Annotated in this window: 14 protein-coding genes and 1 pseudogene; 3 read left to right on the top strand and 12 right to left on the bottom strand. The window is 68.2% G+C overall.

Annotated elements, in window-relative coordinates:
- Positions 1-137: 137 nt before the first annotated feature.
- Positions 138-836 (top strand): hypothetical protein, encoded by a 699-nt coding sequence (locus tag AC1Q7Q_RS28165; RefSeq protein ID WP_492375237.1) that lies wholly within the window; start codon positions 138-140, stop codon positions 834-836.
- 78 nt (positions 837-914) lie between these two features.
- Here AC1Q7Q_RS28165 and AC1Q7Q_RS28160 read toward each other — a convergent pair whose 3' ends face one another.
- Positions 915-4,508, bottom strand: a complete 3,594-nt coding sequence (locus AC1Q7Q_RS28160; protein WP_492375236.1) for an indolepyruvate ferredoxin oxidoreductase family protein — start codon at positions 4,506-4,508, stop codon at positions 915-917.
- Positions 4,509-4,835: 327 nt separating this feature from the next.
- Between AC1Q7Q_RS28160 and AC1Q7Q_RS28155 the strand changes: the two are divergent.
- Positions 4,836-5,607, top strand: a pseudogene (locus AC1Q7Q_RS28155) (NYN domain-containing protein); the annotation flags it as partial.
- A 1,238-nt stretch (positions 5,608-6,845) separates the two neighbouring features.
- Here the strand turns inward: AC1Q7Q_RS28155 and gspF are convergent.
- The 11 genes from gspF to gspG all read right to left on the bottom strand — a co-directional run bounded on the left by gspF (position 6,846) and on the right by gspG (position 18,569).
- Entirely contained in the window at positions 6,846-8,063 is a 1,218-nt protein-coding gene (gene gspF, locus AC1Q7Q_RS28150; RefSeq protein ID WP_492375235.1) for a type II secretion system inner membrane protein GspF, read from the bottom strand.
- A gap of 16 nt (positions 8,064-8,079) precedes the next feature.
- The gene (gene gspE, locus AC1Q7Q_RS28145) at positions 8,080-9,618 is read right to left on the bottom strand and encodes a type II secretion system ATPase GspE (RefSeq protein ID WP_492375234.1); all 1,539 of its coding nucleotides are present in this window, start codon (positions 9,616-9,618) and stop codon (positions 8,080-8,082) included.
- Positions 9,619-9,626: 8 nt separating this feature from the next.
- Positions 9,627-12,044: a type II secretion system secretin GspD gene (gene gspD / locus AC1Q7Q_RS28140; protein ID WP_492375233.1), complete on the bottom strand. Its 2,418-nt coding sequence runs from the start codon at positions 12,042-12,044 to the stop codon at positions 9,627-9,629.
- A gap of 53 nt (positions 12,045-12,097) precedes the next feature.
- Entirely contained in the window at positions 12,098-12,955 is an 858-nt protein-coding gene (gspN, locus tag AC1Q7Q_RS28135; RefSeq protein ID WP_492375232.1) for a type II secretion system protein N, read from the bottom strand.
- Positions 12,955-13,572 (bottom strand): type II secretion system protein M, encoded by a 618-nt coding sequence (locus AC1Q7Q_RS28130; RefSeq protein ID WP_492375231.1) that lies wholly within the window; start codon positions 13,570-13,572, stop codon positions 12,955-12,957. Before AC1Q7Q_RS28130 ends, gspN begins: the two co-directional genes overlap by 1 nt.
- A 23-nt stretch (positions 13,573-13,595) precedes the next feature.
- Positions 13,596-15,005 (bottom strand): type II secretion system protein GspL, encoded by a 1,410-nt coding sequence (gene gspL / locus AC1Q7Q_RS28125; protein WP_492375230.1) that lies wholly within the window; start codon positions 15,003-15,005, stop codon positions 13,596-13,598.
- 391 nt (positions 15,006-15,396) lie between these two features.
- Positions 15,397-16,428, bottom strand: a complete 1,032-nt coding sequence (gspK, locus tag AC1Q7Q_RS28120) for a type II secretion system minor pseudopilin GspK (RefSeq protein ID WP_492375229.1) — start codon at positions 16,426-16,428, stop codon at positions 15,397-15,399.
- Positions 16,425-17,096: a PulJ/GspJ family protein gene (locus AC1Q7Q_RS28115; RefSeq protein ID WP_492375228.1), complete on the bottom strand. Its 672-nt coding sequence runs from the start codon at positions 17,094-17,096 to the stop codon at positions 16,425-16,427. The genes gspK and AC1Q7Q_RS28115 overlap by 4 nt, the downstream gene beginning before the upstream one ends.
- Before the next feature lie 49 nt (positions 17,097-17,145).
- On the bottom strand, positions 17,146-17,574 hold the full coding sequence (gene gspI, locus AC1Q7Q_RS28110; RefSeq protein ID WP_492375227.1) for a type II secretion system minor pseudopilin GspI: 429 nt from the start codon (positions 17,572-17,574) through the stop codon (positions 17,146-17,148).
- Positions 17,571-18,065 (bottom strand): GspH/FimT family pseudopilin, encoded by a 495-nt coding sequence (locus AC1Q7Q_RS28105; RefSeq protein ID WP_492375226.1) that lies wholly within the window; start codon positions 18,063-18,065, stop codon positions 17,571-17,573. Before AC1Q7Q_RS28105 ends, gspI begins: the two co-directional genes overlap by 4 nt.
- Before the next feature lie 36 nt (positions 18,066-18,101).
- Positions 18,102-18,569 carry a type II secretion system major pseudopilin GspG gene (gene gspG / locus AC1Q7Q_RS28100; RefSeq protein WP_441637549.1) on the bottom strand — a complete coding sequence of 156 codons (468 nt, stop codon included), beginning with the start codon at positions 18,567-18,569 and terminating at the stop codon, positions 18,102-18,104.
- Positions 18,570-18,842: 273 nt separating this feature from the next.
- On the opposite strand from gspG, the gene AC1Q7Q_RS28095 reads away from it, so the two are divergent.
- Positions 18,843-19,454: a type II secretion system protein N gene (locus tag AC1Q7Q_RS28095; protein ID WP_492375225.1), complete on the top strand. Its 612-nt coding sequence runs from the start codon at positions 18,843-18,845 to the stop codon at positions 19,452-19,454.
- Positions 19,455-19,577: the final 123 nt, after the last annotated feature.

Genomic DNA, 19,577 nt, shown 5'->3' with positions numbered 1-19,577 from the left:
ATCGCTGCGTCAGCAGTGTCTTTACCCCTGCCTTCGCGCAATCCCCAAGCAAAAGCAGAAATTTCCTACTCTTTTATCGCACCGTGTTGGGTATAGATTGAGGCACCCCGAATGTAACCTATAGGAGGTGCACTTTTATGGCGCTGCCCAACACGCCCTTTCGCCCATGCGGGCACGTTCTGCACACCCGGCCAGCGCTGTTCGTGCTGATCAACTACGCGCCATGCGAGGGCCAGTCGGACTGGTGCAACGCCTCATGCGAATTCGTGGAGGAGGGCAATGCCGATGCCGGCTCGGCACTGGCCGTCCATATCTCGCCCTTTGACGCACTGCTGAACGCGGCGTTCGTGTCTAGCCCGGGCAAGCCGTATCACGTCGCGCATGCGGCGGCTTTCGATCCCCGGACCTTGATCCGGGATAGCGGCGGAAAGCTCCATATCAACCTGCACTGCGGCTGGGCTGCGAGCGACGGCCGGATCGTGGTCAGGCGCAAAGGGGGGCTCGCCAGCGTTTGCATGGTGCAGACCGACGAGATCCCGCCATCGGCGCACGATGCCATCGAGCTCGAGATCGACCAGCAAGGCATTGCCAGGTACGAACGCGTGCGCGAGCACGCCGGGCTGTTCGCGCACGCGGATTCGCATAGCCTGATCGAAACGTGGACGGAACAGCAACGGCATCAGGCCGTGGCGCTGGCCATACAGCGCATGCCGGGAACGGTCTGCGTGGGCGCGCAGATCAACCAGGTTGCCCTCTACGACCCCGAAGCCGCGCAATGGCACTTCGTGCCCATCGAGGTTTTCTTCGCCGAGCCGGATCGCAACGCGAATGCCTGAACGGTCGGCTTCAGGCCGGCTATCGAGTTTCCGCAACCGGAGCGCCCCTTCGCGGCGGCGCTCCGTTCAAGCTGAAACTCAAGCCACCTGCTGCGCCGTCTCCGGATGCCGGAACTGGTCAAGCAGCGCCGTCCAGCGCGTACGCACCTTCGCCAGGTTGTCGTCCTTGACGTGCCCGAAGCCGCGAATGTCGTCGGGCAGGCTGGCCAGCGTGATCGCGGTCGCGTGATTGGCTGCGCTCAAACCACGCGTCAGCTCCTCCAGCAACGCACGATACTCGCCGATCAGGGCGCGTTCGGTGCGGCGCTCGGCGGTCTTGCCGAACACATCGAACATGCCACCGCGCAGGCCTTTGAGCTTGGCCAGCACGCCGAAGAGCTTCATGGTGGAGGGACCGAAGCGGCGCTTCACAAGATGCCCCTTCTCGTCGCGCTTGGCCATCAGCGGCGGCGCCAGCCAGAAATTGAGCTGGTAGTCGCGCCCGGGCTCGCCTTCGAACTGATTGCGCAGCTTGTCGAGGAAGACCGGATCGGTATAGAGCCGCGCGACTTCGTACTCGTCCTTGTAGGCCATCAGCTTGGACAAGTTGCGTGCCGCCGCTTCGGTCAGCGGCAGCGGCTTGCCGCTGCCAACCAGCGCGATTTCCGCCGTGCGCACACGGTTCACCGCGTCGCGGAAGGCCTGCGCGTAAGCGGCATCCTGATAGGCAGTCAGGTGCTCGGCGCGGTGCGCGATCAGCTTTTCCAGCAGGGCACCGGAGGAGGTGGGCAGCTTGACCACTTCCGCGCCTTCGGCGGTGTTGCGCAGCTTGCCGGTGAGCGACAGCACGTGCTCCGGGTCGTGCGCCATGTGGCGGCCCCAGTCGAAGGCGGCCTTGTTCTTTTCCACCGCCGTGCCGTTGAGCTCGATGGCGCGCACCAGCGCGTCCAGCGATAGCGGCAGCCAGCCCTTTTGCCAGGCGTAGCCCAGCACCAGCGGGTTGGTGAAGATGGCGTCGCCGATCAGCGCCACGGCCAGGCCGCTGGCGTTGATGAAGTCGCAAGCCTCGCCCACTGCGTTGCGCACATCCTGTTCCGCCGACAGGCCGGGGAACTGCCACTTGGGATTCTTGATGAACTCGGCGGTGGGCGTCTGTGCCGTGTTGACGATGGCGCGCGTACGTCCTACCTGGGTCTTGGAGATGACATCGTCGGTGGCGCTGACGATGGCGTCGCAGCCAATCACCAAGTCCGCTTCGCCCATGGCGATGCGGGTGGCGTGGAGCTGGTCCGGGTGCGCGGCAATCTGCACGTGCGAGAGCACCGCGCCACCCTTTTGCGCCAGGCCGGCCATGTCGAGCACGGTCACGCCCTTGTTTTCCAGGTGCGCGGCCATGCCGAGCAAGCCGCCGATGGTGACCACGCCGGTGCCGCCCACGCCCGTGACCAGCACGCCGTAGGGATGCTCAAGGCCGGGCAGCGCCGGTTGTGGCAAGGCGGGCAGGTTGTCCATCGACACGCCGTGGCGCTCGGGCTTCTTCACCTGCGCGCCTTCGGCCGTGACGAAGCTCGGGCAGAAGCCGTTGACGCACGAGAAGTCCTTGTTGCAGGACGACTGGTTGATCTGCCGCTTGGTGCCAAGCTCCGTTTCCAGTGGCTCCACCGACAGGCAGTTCGACTTCACCGAGCAATCGCCGCAGCCTTCGCAGACCGCGTCGTTGATGAAGGCGCGCTTGGCCGGATCGGGGTAGGTGCCGCGCTTGCGGCGCCGGCGCTTTTCGGTGGCGCAGGTCTGGTCGTAGATGAGGATGGTGGCGCCGGGCACCTCGCGCAGCTCACGCTGGATCTTGTCGAGCTCGTCGCGGTGGTGCACTTCCACGCCTTGCGGCAGCTTGATGGCGGCGCTGTATTTTTCAGGCTCGTCGGTGACGACGACGATTTTCCTGGCGCCCTCGGCCGCCACCTGGAAGGCCACATCCTGCACCGACAGCTTGCCGTCGATCGGCTGGCCGCCGGTCATGGCAACCGCGTCGTTGTAGAGGATCTTGTAGGTGATGTTGACGCCTGCCGCGATCGATGCGCGGATCGCCAGCAGGCCGGAGTGGAAGTAGGTGCCGTCGCCCAGGTTGGCGAACACGTGCTTGTCGCCGGCGAAGGGCGCCTGCCCGATCCACGCCACGCCTTCGCCGCCCATCTGGCTGAAGGTGCTGGTGCTGCGGTCCATCCACACCGTCATGTAGTGGCAGCCGATGCCGGCCAGCGCGCGCGAGCCTTCGGGCACGTTGGTGGAGGTGTTGTGCGGGCAGCCCGAACAGAACCAGGGCTTGCGCTCGGCCGCCACGCGCGGCACGGCCATGGCTTTTTCCTTGGCCTCGATCACCGCGATGCGCGCGGCAATGCGCGCGCGCACGTCGGAGGGCAGCTCGAACTTGTCGAGCCGCGTGGCGATGGCGCGCGCAATGATGGCGGGCGACAGTTCATAGTGCGCTGGCAGCAGCCAGTTGCTCTGCGGGATCGACCATTCGCCGCCTGCGTTGTCTTTTTCGTCGAACTTGCCGTAGACCTTGGGGCGCACGTCGTCGCGCCAGTTGTAGAGCTCTTCCTTGAGCGCGTACTCCATGATCTGGCGCTTTTCCTCGACCACCAGGATTTCCTGCAGGCCTTCGGCAAAGGCACGCGCGCCATGCGCTTCCAGCGGCCACACGCAGCCCACCTTGTACAGGCGGATGCCGATGCGTGCGCAGGTCTCATCGTCCAGGCCCAGGTTGGCCAGCGCCTGGCGCGTGTCGAGATAAGCCTTGCCGCCGGTCATGATGCCGAAGCGCGCATGCGGCGAATCGATCTCGATACGGTCGATCTTGTTGGCGCGCACATAGGCCAGGCCGGCGTACCACTTGTAGTCGAGCAGGCGCGCTTCCTGTTCCAGCGGCGGATCGGGCCAGCGGATATTCAGGCCGCCCGGCGGCAGGACGAAATCCTGCGGCAGCACGATTTCCACGCGATGCGGATCCAGCTCCACCGATGCCGATGACTCCACCACATCGGTCACGCATTTCATCGACACCCACAGGCCGGAGTAGCGGCTCATGGCCCAGGCATGCAGGCCATAGTCGAGATACTCCTGCACGTTCGAGGGATAGAGCACCGGCAGGCCGCAGGCCTTGAAGATGTGCTCTGACTGGTGCGCCAGCGTGGACGATTTGGCGGCGTGGTCGTCGCCCGCCAGCACCAGCACGCCGCCGTGCCTGGAGGAGCCGGCCGAGTTGGCGTGCTTGAAGACGTCGCTCGTGCGGTCCACGCCCGGGCCCTTGCCGTACCACATGCCGAACACGCCCTCGAACTTGGCGTCCGGATACATATTCACCTGCTGCGAGCCCCATACCGAGGTGGCAGCCAGGTCTTCATTCAATCCCGCCTGGAACACGATGTCGTGCGCAGCCAGATGCTGCTTGGCCTTCCATAGCGACTGGTCCAGCGCGCCTAGCGGCGAGCCGCGGTAACCAGAGATAAAGCCGGCTGTGTTCAGGCCGGCGGCGCGGTCGCGCTCGCGCTGCAGCATCGGCAGGCGCACCAGCGCCTGCGTGCCGCTGATATAAACGCGGCCACGCTCCAGCGTGTATTTGTCTTCCAGGGAAACGTTTGCGAGCGCGCGGCGGATGGCGTCGCTGACCGGAGGGGTCAGGGGGGCATTCATAGGTGCTCCTCTATGGGGCATGCAGTCGGGATCACCGACTCACTTCAGTTGTGGGCGACCGTACGCCGCCTCTTGTGAAGGCGGAAAACGACCGTGTCTCGTTGCAGCATGGTAGCACCGCCTCCAAGGGGGCGGCACCTTGCGACGCAGCAAAAAGCGCGCCCGACACAGGCGTGCTTTCCCGAATGGACACGCTTCGCGTGTACACTGCGTTGCAAACAGGTTTACGCAACAAACGGGCAGATGCGGACCGTGCGCCATATCTTCAGGGATTGTGCCCCGGTGCAACCCGCCCCATCCGAGGCCGACCGGCCTCCAGGACCCAACATGACTATTTCCTCCCGCCAGGGCACTGCGACCCTGGCTGTGCTGATCGACGCCGACAATGCGGCGCCCGCCATCGTCGAAGGCCTGCTGGCCGAAGTCGCCAAGTACGGCGTAGCCGCCGTCAAGCGGATCTACGGCGACTGGACCAAGCCCAACCTGGCCGGCTGGAAGGAGCGCCTTCTGTCGCACTCCATCCAGCCGATCCAGCAGTTCCGCTACACGGTAGGCAAGAACGCCACCGACAGCGCGATGATCATCGACGCGATGGACCTGCTGTACACGGGCCGCTTCGACGGCTTCTGCATCGTCTCCAGCGACAGCGATTTCACCCGCCTGGCCTCGCGCATCCGCGAGCAGGGCCTGACCGTGTACGGCTTTGGCGAACGCAAGACACCCAAGCCCTTCGTCACGGCCTGCGACAAGTTCATCTTTGCCGACGTGCTGCGCAGCGACGCCGACACCGACACCGATACGGAAGCCGACGGCGCCGCCGCGCCCGCGCGCAAGCGCAACAGCGGCGAGCTGCGCCAGGATTCACGCCTGGTGCGCCTGCTGCAAAGCGCCTCGCAAGCGGTCTCGGACGAAGAAGGCTGGGCCACGCTCGGCGGCATGGGCAACCACATCGCCAAGCAGGCACCCGAGTTCGACTCGCGCAACTACGGCTACGGCAAGCTCTCCGAGCTGGTAGCTGCCACGGGCCTGTTCGAAGTCGAGACCCGCAACGGCAACAACAACAAGACGCTGTGGGTGCGCCTGAAGCGCCGTTCCAAGACCGGCGAAGCCGAGCCCCGCCAGGGCGACGAGCGCCAGCCCGAGAACCGCCAGCCCGAGAGCCGTCAGAGCGAGAACCGCCAGGGCGAGAACCGTCAGGGCGAGAACCGTCAGGGCGAGAACCGTCAGGGCGAGAACCGCCAGAGCGAGAGCCGCCAGGGCGAGAACCGTCAGGGCGAGAACCGCCAGAGCGAGAGCCGCCAGGGCGAGAACCGTCAGGGCGAGAACCGTCAGGGCGAGAACCGTCAGGGCGAGAACCGCCAGAGCGAGAACCGCCAGGGCGAGAACCGCCAGGGTGAGAACGCCCAGGCAGAAAGCCCTCAGGCTGAGAACCGCGAGAACCGTGACAACCGCGAGCGGCGCGAGAATCGCCGCAACAAGCGGCGTGGTGGCGATCGCCAGCCTTTCCCGCAGCAACAAGGCTCAAGGCCGGAGCGTGCGCAGCAGGCCGCACTGCCTGTGCAGCCCGCGCCGGTGCCCGAATTTGCAGCTCCCGCCCCCGCTCCCGTTAGCGAAACCGCCCCGTCGTTCGTGGTCGATCCGATGGACGTGCTGGAGCGCGTGGAGCAGGCTTACAACGGCGCCGAGTCCGAGGACGAGCAGGACGACGCCGATGCTGGCGAAAACGGCGAATCGAACGGTGGCCGCCGCCGCAAGCCGCCCAAGCCCGAGGTCACGCTGAGCGAGATCCCGTGGCCGATCGACAGCTCGATCTTTGTGGCACCGTCGTCCACCGTGGTGGCGGCGGTCGTCGAAGCCGCTGAAGTCATCGAGATTGTCGAGGTGGCGCCGGTCGTGGAAGCGGTCGAGGTTGCCGAGGTCGTTCCGGTTGTGGAAATGGCCGAGGTGGTCGAGGTTGCCGAGCCGGTCGAGCCGGTCGAGCCCGTGGTTGAGGTCAAGGCGAAAGCCAAGGCCCCGGCCCGCGCGAAGAAGACGGCTGCACCCGCCAAGAAGGCTGCCGCACCGGCCAAAAAGGCAGACGCACCCGCCAAGAAAGCGGAAGCACCCGCCAAAAAGACCGCTGTAGCCGCCAAGAAGGCTGCTGCGCCGGCCAAGAAGGCCGCCGCTCCCGCCAAAAAGGCTGCGCCTGCAGCCAAGAAGGCTGCCGCCGCCGCGCCGGCCAAGCGCGCACCGAAGAAGACGGCGAAGGCTGCTGAATAAGCCACACTCGTCAGAACGCAAAACGGCGCCGCAAGGCGCCGTTTTGCATTTCGGCAGCTTGCGCCGCCAGCCGCATGACTACCGTACCAACTGGTTGATCTCGATGATCGGCATCAGCACCGCCAGCACGATCAGCAGCACCACCACGCCCATGCTGAGGATCAGCAGCGGCTCGAGCAGGCTGGTGAGGAACAGCGTGCGGCGCTCCAGCTCTGCGCCTTCGCCCTGCGCCGCGCGCTCCAGCATGATCGGCAGGTTGCCGGTGGCTTCGCCAGAGCGGATCAAATGCACCAGCACGGAAGGAAACTGGTTCTGCGCGGCCAGCGCACGCGCCAGCGAGGCGCCTTCGCGCACCCGCGTGGTGGCGTCATCCACGTTGGCCTTGAGCGCCTCGTTGGTCAGCGTTTCCCCGGCTGCCTGCAGGCTGCGCAGGATGGGCACGCCAGCGGATACCAGGATGGCGAGCGTGCTGGCGAAGCGTGCGGTGTTATAGCCGCGGATCAGCTTGCCGACAAGCGGCGCGGTCAGCAGCCAGCGGTGCCACTCCAGGCGCACACCGGGCTGGCGCAGCAGGCTGCGTATGCCCAGGCTCACCGCCACGATGAACGCCAGCGCGGCCCACCACCAGTTGCGCACGAAATCCGACAGCGCCAGCATGATGATGGTCAGCATCGGCAGCTTCTGCTTGGTGTTGGCGAAGACGCTCACCACCTGCGGCACCACATAGGACAGCAGGAAGATCACGATGGCGAACGCCACCACGGTGACAATGGCGGGGTAGGTAAAGGCCAGCCGGATCTTGGCGGTGAGCGAGTTGCGCGTCTCGATATAGTCCGCCAGCTTTTCCAGCACCAGGCCGAGGTGGCCCGAGTGCTCGCCGGCGGAAACCAGCGCGCGGTAGATATCCGGAAAATCGCGCGGATGGTGCAACAGCGCCACCGAGAGCGAACTGCCGCCGACCACGTCCGCGCGGATGCCGGCCAGCAGCTCGTGCACATAGCTGCGCTCAGCCTGGTCAGCCAGCGCCGCCAGTGCTTCGTCCAGCGGCAGGCCAGCCACGATCAGGCTGGCGAGCTGGCGCGTGAACAGCGCTTGCTCTTGCGTGGAGAGCCGGCGCACGAAGGCAGCGGTGCTGCTTTTCTGCACGCCGCCGACGCCTGCCAGCGGATCCACATTGAGTGGTGTCAGGCCGCGCGCGCGCAACTGGCCGCGGGCCTGCTTGGGGCTGTCGGCTTCGATGACGCCGCGATCGGTCTTGCCGGCGGCATCGACGGCCTCGTAACGATAGGCTGGCATGTCTCTGGGCTCGCCCTTAGTCGCGCGTGACGCGCAAGACTTCTTCCAGCGCGGTCGCGCCCGAGTCGATCCAGCGCTGCGCATCGCGGCGCATGGTGTGCATGCCGCGCGCCAGGGCCACCTTCTTGATCTCGGATTCGGCCGACTGGCGGTGGATCATGGTGCGGATCTCGTCATCCACGCTGAGCAACTCGTACACGCCCATGCGCCCCTGGTAGCCCGAGTGGCCGCATTTGTCGCAGCCCACCGCATGCCACACGCGTTGCAGCGGTTTGCCTTGCGCCAGCAGCACGTCGGCTTCGTCGGGTGTGACTTCGATCACTTCCTCGCGCTTGCAGTGCTGGCACAGCCGGCGTACCAGCCGCTGCGCCAGCACGCCGAGCAGCGACGACGACAGCAGGAAGGGCTCGATGCCCATGTCGACCAGCCGCGTCACCGCCGAAGCCGAGTCGTTGGTGTGCAGCGTGGCCAGCACCAGGTGGCCCGTCAGCGAGGCTTGCACCGCGATCTGCGCGGTTTCCAGGTCGCGGATTTCGCCGATCATCACCACGTCCGGATCCTGGCGCAGGATGGCCCGCAGCGCCTTGCCGAAGGTCATGTCGATGCGCGGGTTGACCTGGGTCTGTCCGATGCCGTCGAGGTCGTACTCGATCGGGTCTTCCACCGTCATGATGTTGGTGGTGCGCGAATCGAGCCGCGACAGTGCGGCGTACAGCGTGGTGGTCTTGCCCGAGCCGGTCGGCCCGGTCACCAGCACGATGCCGTGCGGCTGGCGGATCAGGTGATCGAAGCCGCCCAGCGTGCCCGGCGCCATGCCGAGCTTGGCGAGATCCAGGCGGCCGGCCTCCTTGTCGAGCAGACGCAGCACCGCGCGCTCGCCGTGGCCGGTGGGCAGCGTGGAGACGCGCACGTCCACGGGACGCCCGCCCACGCGCAGCGTGATGCGGCCGTCCTGCGGCAGGCGTTTTTCCGCGATGTCGAGCTGCGCCATGATCTTGATGCGCGAGATCAGCGCGCCGTGCAGCGCCTTCTTTGGGCGCACCACGTCGCGCAGCGTGCCGTCCACGCGAAAGCGCACCACCGAGGATGACTCGAACGGCTCGATGTGGATATCGGAGGCACCTTCGCGCGCGGCCTGGGTGAGCAGCGCGTTGATCATGCGGATGATGGGGGCGTCGTCCTCGGACTCCAGCAGGTCTTCCACGGCGGGAATGTCCTGCATCAGCCGCGACAGGTCGACTTCGCCCTCCACCTCGCCAACCACCTGGGCGGCGCTGCCGCTGTCCTGGCGGTTGTAGGCCTCGGACATGGCGAGCTCCAGCGCATCGGGCTCCAGCACGCGCAGGCGCAGCGGCCCGTGCACGCGTGCCACTTCGGCAAGCGCTGCGGGCGAGGTGGCGCGGCTGACCCACACCTCCAGGCCGTCGGCACGCTGGTGCGCGATCAGCAGGCGGGCCTCGCGCGCGAAGCCGTAGGTGACCAGGCGCGCGGCGATGGTCGACGGCGGCTCCAGCGGCTCGTCGGACATGGCGGCGGGGGCGATGCTTGTGGCCATGGCGAGTCTCAGTTCACCGGGCGCACGGCGTCCACCGTGGCGTTGCCGAGATTGACGCCCGGCGGCAGCGGCGTGCCGTTGGCCGCGGGCGCCTGGGCTTGCGGCTGCCTTTGCTGCTGTTGCTGCTGCGATTGCGGCAGCGTCTGCTCCAGCGGCAGCGGACCCGGCACCGGCCCGCGCGAGCGCGGGTCGACGAACGGTGCCATGGGCGCGTCCGCCGGCGGCAGGATCGGCGTATTGCCGTCGCGCACCATGATGTTGGGTGAGGCGAAGCCCTGCTGCAGGCCGCGCATATAGTCGTAGCGGTCCTGCGTCAGGCGGTCGGTGGCGCCGGCGGTGCGCATCACGTACGGGCGCAGGAACACCAGCAGGTTGGTCTTGCCGCGGTTCTTGTTTTCGTAGCGGAACAGCCCGCCGATCCACGGCAGGTCGCCCAGTCCCGGCACCTTCTGCACGCCGTCGCCGTAGGTGTCCTCGATCAGGCCGCCCAGCACGATGATCTGGCCGTCGTCCACCAGCACGTTGGTCTCGATCGAGCGCACATTGGTGGTCGGGCCCTGGGTGAGGGCGGCGGTGCCCTGTACCACGGACGATGATTCCTGGTAGATCTGCATCTTCACCAGGCCGCCATCGGTGATCTGCGGCTTGACCCGCAGCGTGATGCCGACGTCCTTGCGGTCGAAGGTCTGGAATGGCGTGACTGACGCCGAACTGCCGGTCTGCGCGTAGGAGCCGGTGGTGACCGGGATGTTCTGCCCGATCAGGATCTTGGCTTCCTCGTTCTCCAGCGTGATCAGGTTGGGCGTGGACAGCAGGTTGACGCTGCCGTCGGCACCAAGCGCGTGCAGCAGCGCGCCCAGGCCCATCGCCCGGTTGACGATGCCGAGGTTCAGACCGGCCAGATCGGGCACCAGGCCCGAGACGCTCGGAATGGCGGCGGCGCCGTTCGCGTTGATCGCGGCGGCGGCACCCGTCAGGTTGATGATGTTCTGGCCGCCCGTGCCGAAGTTGGTGCCGGCAAAGACGTTGGTGTTGCTATTGCGCGAGTTGAGCAGGCCCTGCCACTGGATGCCCAGCTGGCCGGTCTGGGTGGAAGAGACTTCCACGATCATCGACTCGATATAGACCTGCGCGCGGCGCATGTCGAGGTCTTCGATCACCGCGCGCAGGTTGCGGTAGACGGGCTCGCTGGCCGTGATGATCAGCGAGTTGGTGGCCGGGTCGGCCTGGATGATGCCGCCGGTGGTCGGCAACGTGTTGGTGGCGAATGAGTTCGCGAAGGCCGAGCTGCCGCCGCCGGATCCCGATCCGCTGCGGGAGCTGCCGGTGCTGCCGCCCGTGTATTGGCCGGTGTTGGGCGTCGAGGTGTTGAGCAGGCCGGTGCCGCCGGCGACGCCGGCCGCGCCGGTTGCGCCCTGCGTGCCGGACTGGCCGGTGTTGAAGGAGCTGTCGGCCGCGACGATGGCGCGCAGCGTCTGCGCCAGCTTGGTGGCTTCCGCGTTTTTCAGGGGCACCACCCAGATATTGCCGGGGCGCGCATAGGGCTGGTCGAGCTTCTCGATCAACTGGCGCGCCTGCTGCAGCCGTGCCCGGCTGGAGGCACGGATCATCAGCGAATTGCTGCGCGGCTCCGCCACCACCGAGGTGCGCAGGCTGGCGTCGGCGCCTGCCACGGCCCCGCCAGCAGCGCCGGCGGAACCCGGGTCCAGCAGTTTTTGCAGCACCAGCGCGGTATCGCTGGCGATGGCATTCTTGAGCGGCACGAGCTCGACCTCGCCCGAGGCCGGCGCGTCGATGGCGGCGATGATGCGGCCCAGGCGCTGCAGGTTCTCGGCGTAGTCGGTAATGACCAGCGTGTTGTTGGCCGGGTAGGCGGTGATGGTGTTGTTCGGCGCGATCATCGGGCGCAGCACCGGCACCAGGTTGTTGGCCGACTCATAGTTGAGGCGGAACACCTGGGTCACCACCTGGTCGCCGCGGGACCTGCCGCTGCCGACCACGATGGGCGAGCCCTGCAGCTTGGCGTCGGCTTCCGGCACCACCTTGGTGAAGCCGTTGCTCTCGACCATCGCATAGCCTTGCATGCGCAGCACCGAGCCCAGCGTTTCCAGCGCCTGCGAGCGCGACACCGGCTGCTCGGTCACCAGGTTCACCGAGCCTTTCACGCGCGGGTCGATGACGAAGTTCTTGCCGGTCGCCTGCCCCACCGCCTTCACCACCGATTCCAGGTCGGCATTGACGAAGTTGAGCACGACCTGGTCGCGGCTGCGCGGAGTCAGGTCGGGCGGCTGGCCTGGCTGGGCCGCCGGCTGGCTCGGTTGCTGGGCCCACAGCGGCGCGGGTGCCAGCAGGGAGAGGCCGCATAGCAGCGCGGTGGCGCGGGCGCAGCGGGTCTTGAGCGAAGGTCGAAGGGCTTGGGTTTTCATATTCGGTTCCGGGCTGCGGGCATCGGCGCGAAGGTTTCGCCCCGATGCCGGGGTCAGAAGCGCAGCCGTGTCACATTGTCCTCACGTCGTCCCAGCAGGCTCAACAGGCCCACCAATTGCGTAGCGGCGTCGGGGTCGGCGTCGGCCGTGCCCTCGAAGCGCGCCTGGCGGCCCAGGGTGCCGCTGCCCTGCAGGTGCAGTGGCCCGGCGAGGGTAGTCAGTTGCAGCTTGCCGTCGGCGCCCGACCAGTCGATCTCGGCGCGGTAGCTGCCAAGCGGGCGCACCCGGCTGACGGCCGATGATACTTGGTCAAGGCGTACGGTCAGGTGGCCGGTCATGCCGCCCGCGCCGCCCGCGCCGCCTGCGCCGCCTGCGCTGCCCGGCTCGCTGGCACGCGCAAAGAACCGGCCTTGCAGGCCGGACCAGTCAATGCGCATCAGCCCGTCGGGGCGCAGGGTATTGAACGGGGCGCCGACGCCTTCGAGCAGCGCCGCCGGCATGCGGATGGCGCCGGCCTGGGCGGTCCAGCCGAGCGGGGTCACCGCCACGGCGACCGGGCCGCTCATGGCCTCGGTATGGTTGACCACCATGCGCAGCGTGCCGGTCAGCAACGGCCAGAAGGCCACTGACCATTGCAGCCGCCCGGGCAGCACCGTGGCGGTCTCGCTGCCTGTGCCGGCCGACAGGGCCAGGGTGGCGCTGCCGTTCCACAGCGAGCCATCGGCATCGGCCAGCAGCACGCGGCGCTGGCTCTGGCTGGCGATGCCATCGGCGATCCATGCCGCGGGAAATGCCGCCAGCACGGTTAGCGCCACGGTGACGCAGCCAAGCGCCAGCCAGCCCGCGCGTTGCCAGCCACGGGGGCTGGCAACGCGGCGGCGGGCGAGCCTCAGGGCTTCCAGGCGCGCCATCAGCCGCGCCCGCCCGGATTTGCCGCGGGGCCTTGCAAGGTGGCGGTGACGTTCACCAAGGCGGTGGCGCCCACGTAGACGATGCGGGTATCGATCACCTTGAGGCGCTGTTGCTGGCGCACATCCTGCAGCCAGCTCGCCACGGAGCCGAAGGGCACCTTGTCGAGCTGCACCTGCACGCTGTTGTCGCCGGTGCCATTGAGGCGGGTGGCCTTGAGGCCGTGCTGGGCAAGGCTCTCCTGCAAGGCCTGGTTGAGCGCCTCGCCGCGCAGCGACGGGGCCGGGCTGGCTGCCAGGCCGCGCGCTTCCTGCGCCAGCGTTTCCATCTCCGCCGCGTCGCTGCGCAGTTGCGGCAGGCTGCGCAGCAGCTTGTCACGACCGTCGGCGGCGGGTTCCCAGAGGACGGTGTAGCCGATCACGAGCGCCAGCACGGCGCTGCCGCCGGCCAGGATGGCCTGCTCACGCGGGTTGCGCGCCGACCAGAAGGCGTCGAAACGTTCCTGCCAGCGCTGCGGCACGCGCGGGCGCAGGCGCGCCAGCCGGTCCGCGACGCGCGCGCGGCCAGCCGGGCTGCGCTGGGTGGCGCGGGGGCCGGGCTTGGATGCGGTGTCTTTCATCGGGGTCACTTGGCGGTCCGCGCTCACAGGCTGGGCTTGATTGACCAGCGGGTGCCGGCCGGTGCGTTGGCGCGCGCGGCGTCGGGCGGGCTGTTGTCAGCTTCCATGGCCAGGCCGGACTGGCGCGCCGCGCTGCGCAGCGCATTGGTGTCGGTGCCAGGCTTGAGCGTGGCGAACAAAGTGTGCCCGCGGTATTCGAGCGCCAGCAGCGCGTCCGGCGCAAGCTGGCGCGCGGCCTGGCCGAAGCGGTCGGCCAGCGGCAGGAAATCGTCGGGCGTGCTGCGCCCGCTCGCCAGGCGCAGCTGGTCGACCTGGCGGCGCATCTGCAGCGGCGGATCGATGACCACGGGGATCTGCGGAAAGGCGCTGCGCAGCGTCTGTTCCTGGCCGGCCGCGAGGCGCTGCGCCTCCTGGCGCAGCAGCAGCCAATGCACGTTCATGCCAATCAACTGGACCAGCACCAGGCCGGCAGCCAGCGCCAGCGGCAGGCGCCAGGCCTTGAGGTTCCAGCGGTCGGCACGGCCCTGGGCGAATTCGAACTGGGCCAGGTCGAGCGCGGGCTCGCGCAGGCTGGCCTGCGCCCCTTCGATCCATATCCGCCAGTCCAGCGCTTGCGCGCCCGGCGGCGCCACCCGCGCCAAGGCGTCCTTTGATGCGTACCAGTCACCGGCGGGGGCGAGTCCCTGCCAGGCGGCGAGCGCCTCGGAGCCTAGCAGCAGGCCGTAGCCGGCGTACTCACTGCTGCGCACGGTCAGTTGCCAATAGCGCGAAAGCTCGGCTGGCGCGGGCACGCCCTCCGTTTCAAACAAGGGCGACGCGCTGGTCAGCGAGGCGGCTTCGAGCGCCAGCGTGGCCGGGGCCGCGCTGGCCGCGGAGGGGTGGCCGACAGAATCCGCGCCGGGCTCGGCGGGATGCGCCACAGGCTGCTGGGGCAGGCACAACTGCGCCGGCAACACGTGGCGGCGGCGGTGGCGATGCTCGGCAAATGCGTCCAGCACGGCGCGCAGCCAGGCGCGGTCCGTCACCATCAGCAAGCGCCGGCGCGAGCCGCTGGCCGCCTTGCCCTTGCCCGGCAGCGCGTCGAGGGGCGGGCCCACGGCGATATGGCAAGGCTGGGCGTCGGTGGCCAGCACCTCCTCGACCAGGTTCGGCAGCGCCAGCTTGAGCCGCGCCGGCGCGAGCGGCGGCACCGTGGCTCCGGTAAGCAGCACATCGCTGGCCGCCATGATCAGGACCAGGCGTTCGGCGGGAGGCAGTTCGGCGATGGCGGCGTGGCCTTCGCGCAACAACTGCCCCGCCGCCTGGGGGCCTTGCCGGTGGCTACGGCCGGCGACGGCCGTGCTGACCAGGGCAAACGGCAAGGCACCGAAGTGCCAGGGTTGCGGCTGGTCGTGCGGCCGATGCGGCAGGCGGACGTACAGGGTGGTGCTCAAGATTTCCTTGCTACAGCGCCAATCGTGGCGTCAATGAACGATAGCGGGGGCATGCGGCCCATGCAGCGGACGGCGCTGCTTGCATGGCGGATGCCGGCTGCGATACTGCCGGCGGCACAGGGCAGGCGGGCGCCCGGAGCCATGGACTACCGCTTCCGCCGGGCCGGAGCATACCTTGCCTGTGTGACGAATTGGCGTCAATACGTATCTGTCTGATACTGCTGGCCAAACACCCGGGAAGGGCGCCGGCAGGTGTTTCGCGGCGCGCCTGGGAGGCCCGGGCCTGCCCCTTGTGGCCACCTACGGTAACCCTTTTCGTCCCGCGCGATCCGACAGCATGATCCCAAAATCCGCCAGCCACGACGGCCACACGGACGAGGGGTTGCACGCATCAGCGCTGCTCCGGCATCCGGTCGATATCGCGCACCCAGACCACCCGGGTGGTATTGGCATTGCCGAGCACTTCGCCGCGGTAGACCAGCGAGACCTGCATGCGGCTGGCGCGCTCGTGGCGGATCAGCCCGTAGATCAGGAAATAGTGGGTGCGTACGTCGAGCGTGCTGGTGGCGGCGTTGGGGTCGGCCTGCGGCGCCAGCGTGCGCAATTGCGTTTGCAGGTCGCCAATGTTGTTGAAATAGGCGCGGTCGCGCTGGCGCACCACTTCGCGGGCGCGGTCCAGCGGCAGCTTGTCGATCACGGCGGCGAGCACTTCGGCCTCGGCGGTATTGGCATTGACGAGCGTGCGCTCGGGCAGCACGTCGACGAAGGGCGCCAGCGCGGCCACGATCTCCGGCGTGTAGCCCGGAATGGCGAGCAGGTCGTTGACGTCGTCGGGCGCGCGCAGCCCGCGCTGGCTGTCACTGCTGCCGCCGTTGCTGGCGCCGGCGGCGCTTACCAGGTAGCGGGCGGTCGGCTCGGCCAGCGAGGCGTTCAGGCCCAGCGTCTGCAGCAGGCGGCGATAGATCGCCAGGCTGGGGGCGTCGATGGTGGCGATCCGGCCTTGGGACTCGCTGGCGGTCCACAGCACGAGGTTGGATAGGTTGAAGCGGGCCTGCGCGTCGAGGATGCGGCCCGACAGGAAGGAGGTTTCGCCTTCCTGGTCGGTGCGCAGGCCGGCGCCGAGGAAGTCCGACAGGCGGGTCTCGGCGATCGGCACTGCCCAGGGCTCACCGAGCTGGTCCACGCTGGTGCGGCGCTGGTCGTCACGCAGGATCAGGCGGGCCCAGTCGACGGCCGCGCGCTCGATCCAGCTGGCCTGGGCCAGCAGGCGCTGGTTCTCGATGGAGCGGATCTGCACCTGCTGGCGCCAGAGCATGCCGGATACCACCACGACCGCCAGCGTGACCACCAGCAGGGCCGTGACCACGGCGGCGCCGCGCTGGCGGCGGCCGGCCGGCACAAGGGGAGCGATGCGCTTGCTCATAGGCCGGTCATGCAGATTTTCTGGAAGCGCCGCGGCGTGTCGCCGTCGCCCATGCGCGCCGTGAGGTTGAGCTCGATCGCACGCACCGCCGTGGTGGCTACGCCCAGGCTGGCGCTCACGCCGGAGGCGGCCACCGCGCTGGCGCTGGCGTTGCCGCTGAGCAGCGCGGCGGCGATGCGGCCGTTTTCGGCCTGCCAGCCACCGGGTTCGACCCAGACGCGCGCCGACAGGCTGTCGGCATCGCCGACCAGCGGCCGCGCCAGGTTTGCGCCGCCGCCAGCCTGGCGCAGCGTGATCATCGCGGCCTGCACCGCGCTGCGGTTGTCCGCCGGCGGGCTGGCAGCGCGCACCACGGTGTTGCCGTTGAGGCGATAGGCGATGACTTGCCACTGGCTGGGGCGGCCCTCGTCTCGGCGGTCGCGCACCATCAGCAACAGGCCGTTGCCGAGCTCTACCGGGCTGCCCTGCAGCAGGGTCGGGCTGGTCAGGTGCTCGCAGTCGGACTGGAACTGGCCGTATAGCAGCTTGAGCGTATTGAGGCGGTTGTCGTGGTCGGTCAGGCGCTCGCGGCCGCGCGTCATCGCGTCCAGGCCGCGCCAGGCGATCACGGCGATCACTGCCAGCAAGGTGATCGCCACCAGCATTTCCAGCAGTGTGAAGCCGCGCATGGCCACGGCCGGGCGCGGCCGCCCAAGGCACTTAAAGCGCTTAACGCGTTCAGAGCAGGTTGCGCGTTTCATTGGGAACGATGGTGACCAGCCAGGCCAGGCGCACGGATTTGTCGGCGCCGGACGGGTAGACCGCGATCTCGACGCGGCGGAAAGAGGGGTTGGGCGTGCCCGAGATGGTTTCTTCGCAGTACAGCTCCACACCGCCTTGCGGGCAGGCGTAGCCGCGCGTGCCGGGCTCGGGCCAGGTCTTGGACAGGCGCAGGGTGGCGAGGTGGTTCTCGGCGCTCCACTCGGCCAGCATGCGGGTCTGCAAGGCGGAGCCCGCCTCGATCATCGACCCCATCGCGCGCATGGCGGCGGTCAGCGCCACGGCCAGGATGGTCAGGGCGACCAGCACTTCGATCAGGGTGAAGCCGCGCACCGGCAAGCACCGGGCGCTGCGCGCACAGGGGGGGGAGTTGGGGTGGCGCGTCATGGCGTGCTGGCGAAGTAGCGGCCGGCGCCGTCGCTGGCCACATCGATGCGAATGCCGCCGCGCACCAGCACGACATGCTGGGGACCTTCGATCAGCTCGCGCCCGAACACCAGGCGCGCGCCGCCGTTGCCGCGCCCGCCTTCGGTGACGGCCACGCCGTCGAGCTGCAGGCGCCATTTGGTCGGCGCGAACACGTCCCCGGCGAGCGGGGCCCAGCCGGCCGGCGTGGCTTGCAGGAAACGCCAGCCGACCGTATCGGCCTCCCAGGCAATCGGCCGGGCGCGCAGCTGGGCTTCTTCCTGGGCGAGCTCGAAGAGCCGCGCAATGCGCTGCCCGTCGTCGAGCACGCGGCCGCGCTCATTGGGCGCGGCATTGACGGCGACCAGCGAGATCACGATGCCGGCGATCACCATCACCACCAGCAGTTCCAGCAAGGTGAAGCCGCGGCCGCGATGGCCGTGAAGCCGCCCTGCCTGTGGCCAGGTGCTCATGGCTGCGCGCCTGGCCCGGATCATGGCATTGGTTCCTTATTCCCAATTGCCGATATCGGCGTCGTTGCCACTGCCGCCAGCCTGGCCGTCGGCGCCGAAGCTGAACACGTCGATCTCGCCGCGCACGCCCGGGTTCAGGTACTGGTACGGATGGCCCCAGGGATCCTTGGGCAGCTTTTCCAGATAGCCGCCACCCTTCCAGTTGTTGGGCACGGGCTCGGTGGTGGGCTTGGCCACCAGTGCCGCAAGGCCTTGCTCGGTGGTGGGATAGCGGCTGTTGTCCAGGCGGTACAGCTTGAGCGCCTGCATGATCGAGGAAATGTCCTGGCGCGCGGCGACGATGCGGGCTTCGTCGGGGCGGCTCATGATCTTCGGGACCACCAGCGCGGCCAGCACGCCGAGGATCACGATCACGACCATGATTTCGATCAGGGTAAAGCCGCGGACACGGCGGCGGCCGAGGCGGGGGGAAGAGTCGGGAAGGGTGGCAACGTTCCTGCGCATCATGGTTAGCCTTATGGAATATCTGGCGGAGCGCCTGCTTACATCCGCGTTGCATCCGCGTGGCGGCGATCCAGTGGTCAAACAGTATAACCGCCACTTCATGACGACTTTGCGAGCGAGTGCTTGCATGTTCACCCGCGGCAAAACGGCGCGGGATGCGCGCAACGCATCGTTTTGCCTTGGCGTGCCGATGCGTCGCGGGCCTGACGGAGGCAGACAGCTGTCATGCGGCTCTGGTAGGCTTGGTGTTTTGATGCCTACCAGCCCACTTCCGTGCAACTCTCCTTGCGGCCCGCCCTTCGCTTCAACCCCTCCAGCCTCTGGCTGCCGCGACTGGCCGCGCTCGTGCTGTTCGTTGCGCTATGCGCCCTGGCTACCCGCTGGGCGCTGACCTTCAGCGCGATGCAGACCATTGCCGTGCCGAACGCGGCCCGCGTGGCGCAGACCGAGGCGGTGGAGACCGGCGCGGCCGGCACGCTGTTTGGCGGCAACGCGCAGTCCGGCGTGCGCGATGTGCAGTTGATCGGGGTGGTAGCCGACATTGGCAGCGGTGCCGGGGCGGCCATTGTCTCGCTGGATGGCGGCCCGGCCAAGGCGGTGCGCGCGGGCACCGCGCTGTCCCCGCAGATCCGGCTGACGGAAGTCCGTGATCGTGGGGTTGTGATCGAGCGCAATGGCGTGCGCCAGGAAATCGCGCTGCCGGTCCCGGCCATCGTCACGCGCGGCCCCGCGGCGGCCCCACAGCCGGCTTTGCCGGCAGGCGCGGCGGCGCCGCTATCCACGCCGATGCCGGTGCCCGCCACGCCCATCCCCGCACCGCCGCTGCAGTCCTTGCCGCAGCAGCCGTCCCAGGGCGGTAACGAACCTATCTCTGCTAAAGACTGATTTGTAACGGCGCTGCGCCAACTTGTTTACGTTACTTTCAGCGGCTTACGCCGGCGGTGCTTAACTGTGAGCCGCGTAACAACGTATTAGGCGGACCAACTTTCCAGCCTGGCGTGCGCTCTA

This window comes from Cupriavidus sp. GW823-FHT07A04 (assembly GCF_058794615.1).
Note: the sequence above shows the minus strand (reverse complement) of the source record. Positions and strands in the feature narration are given on the sequence as shown.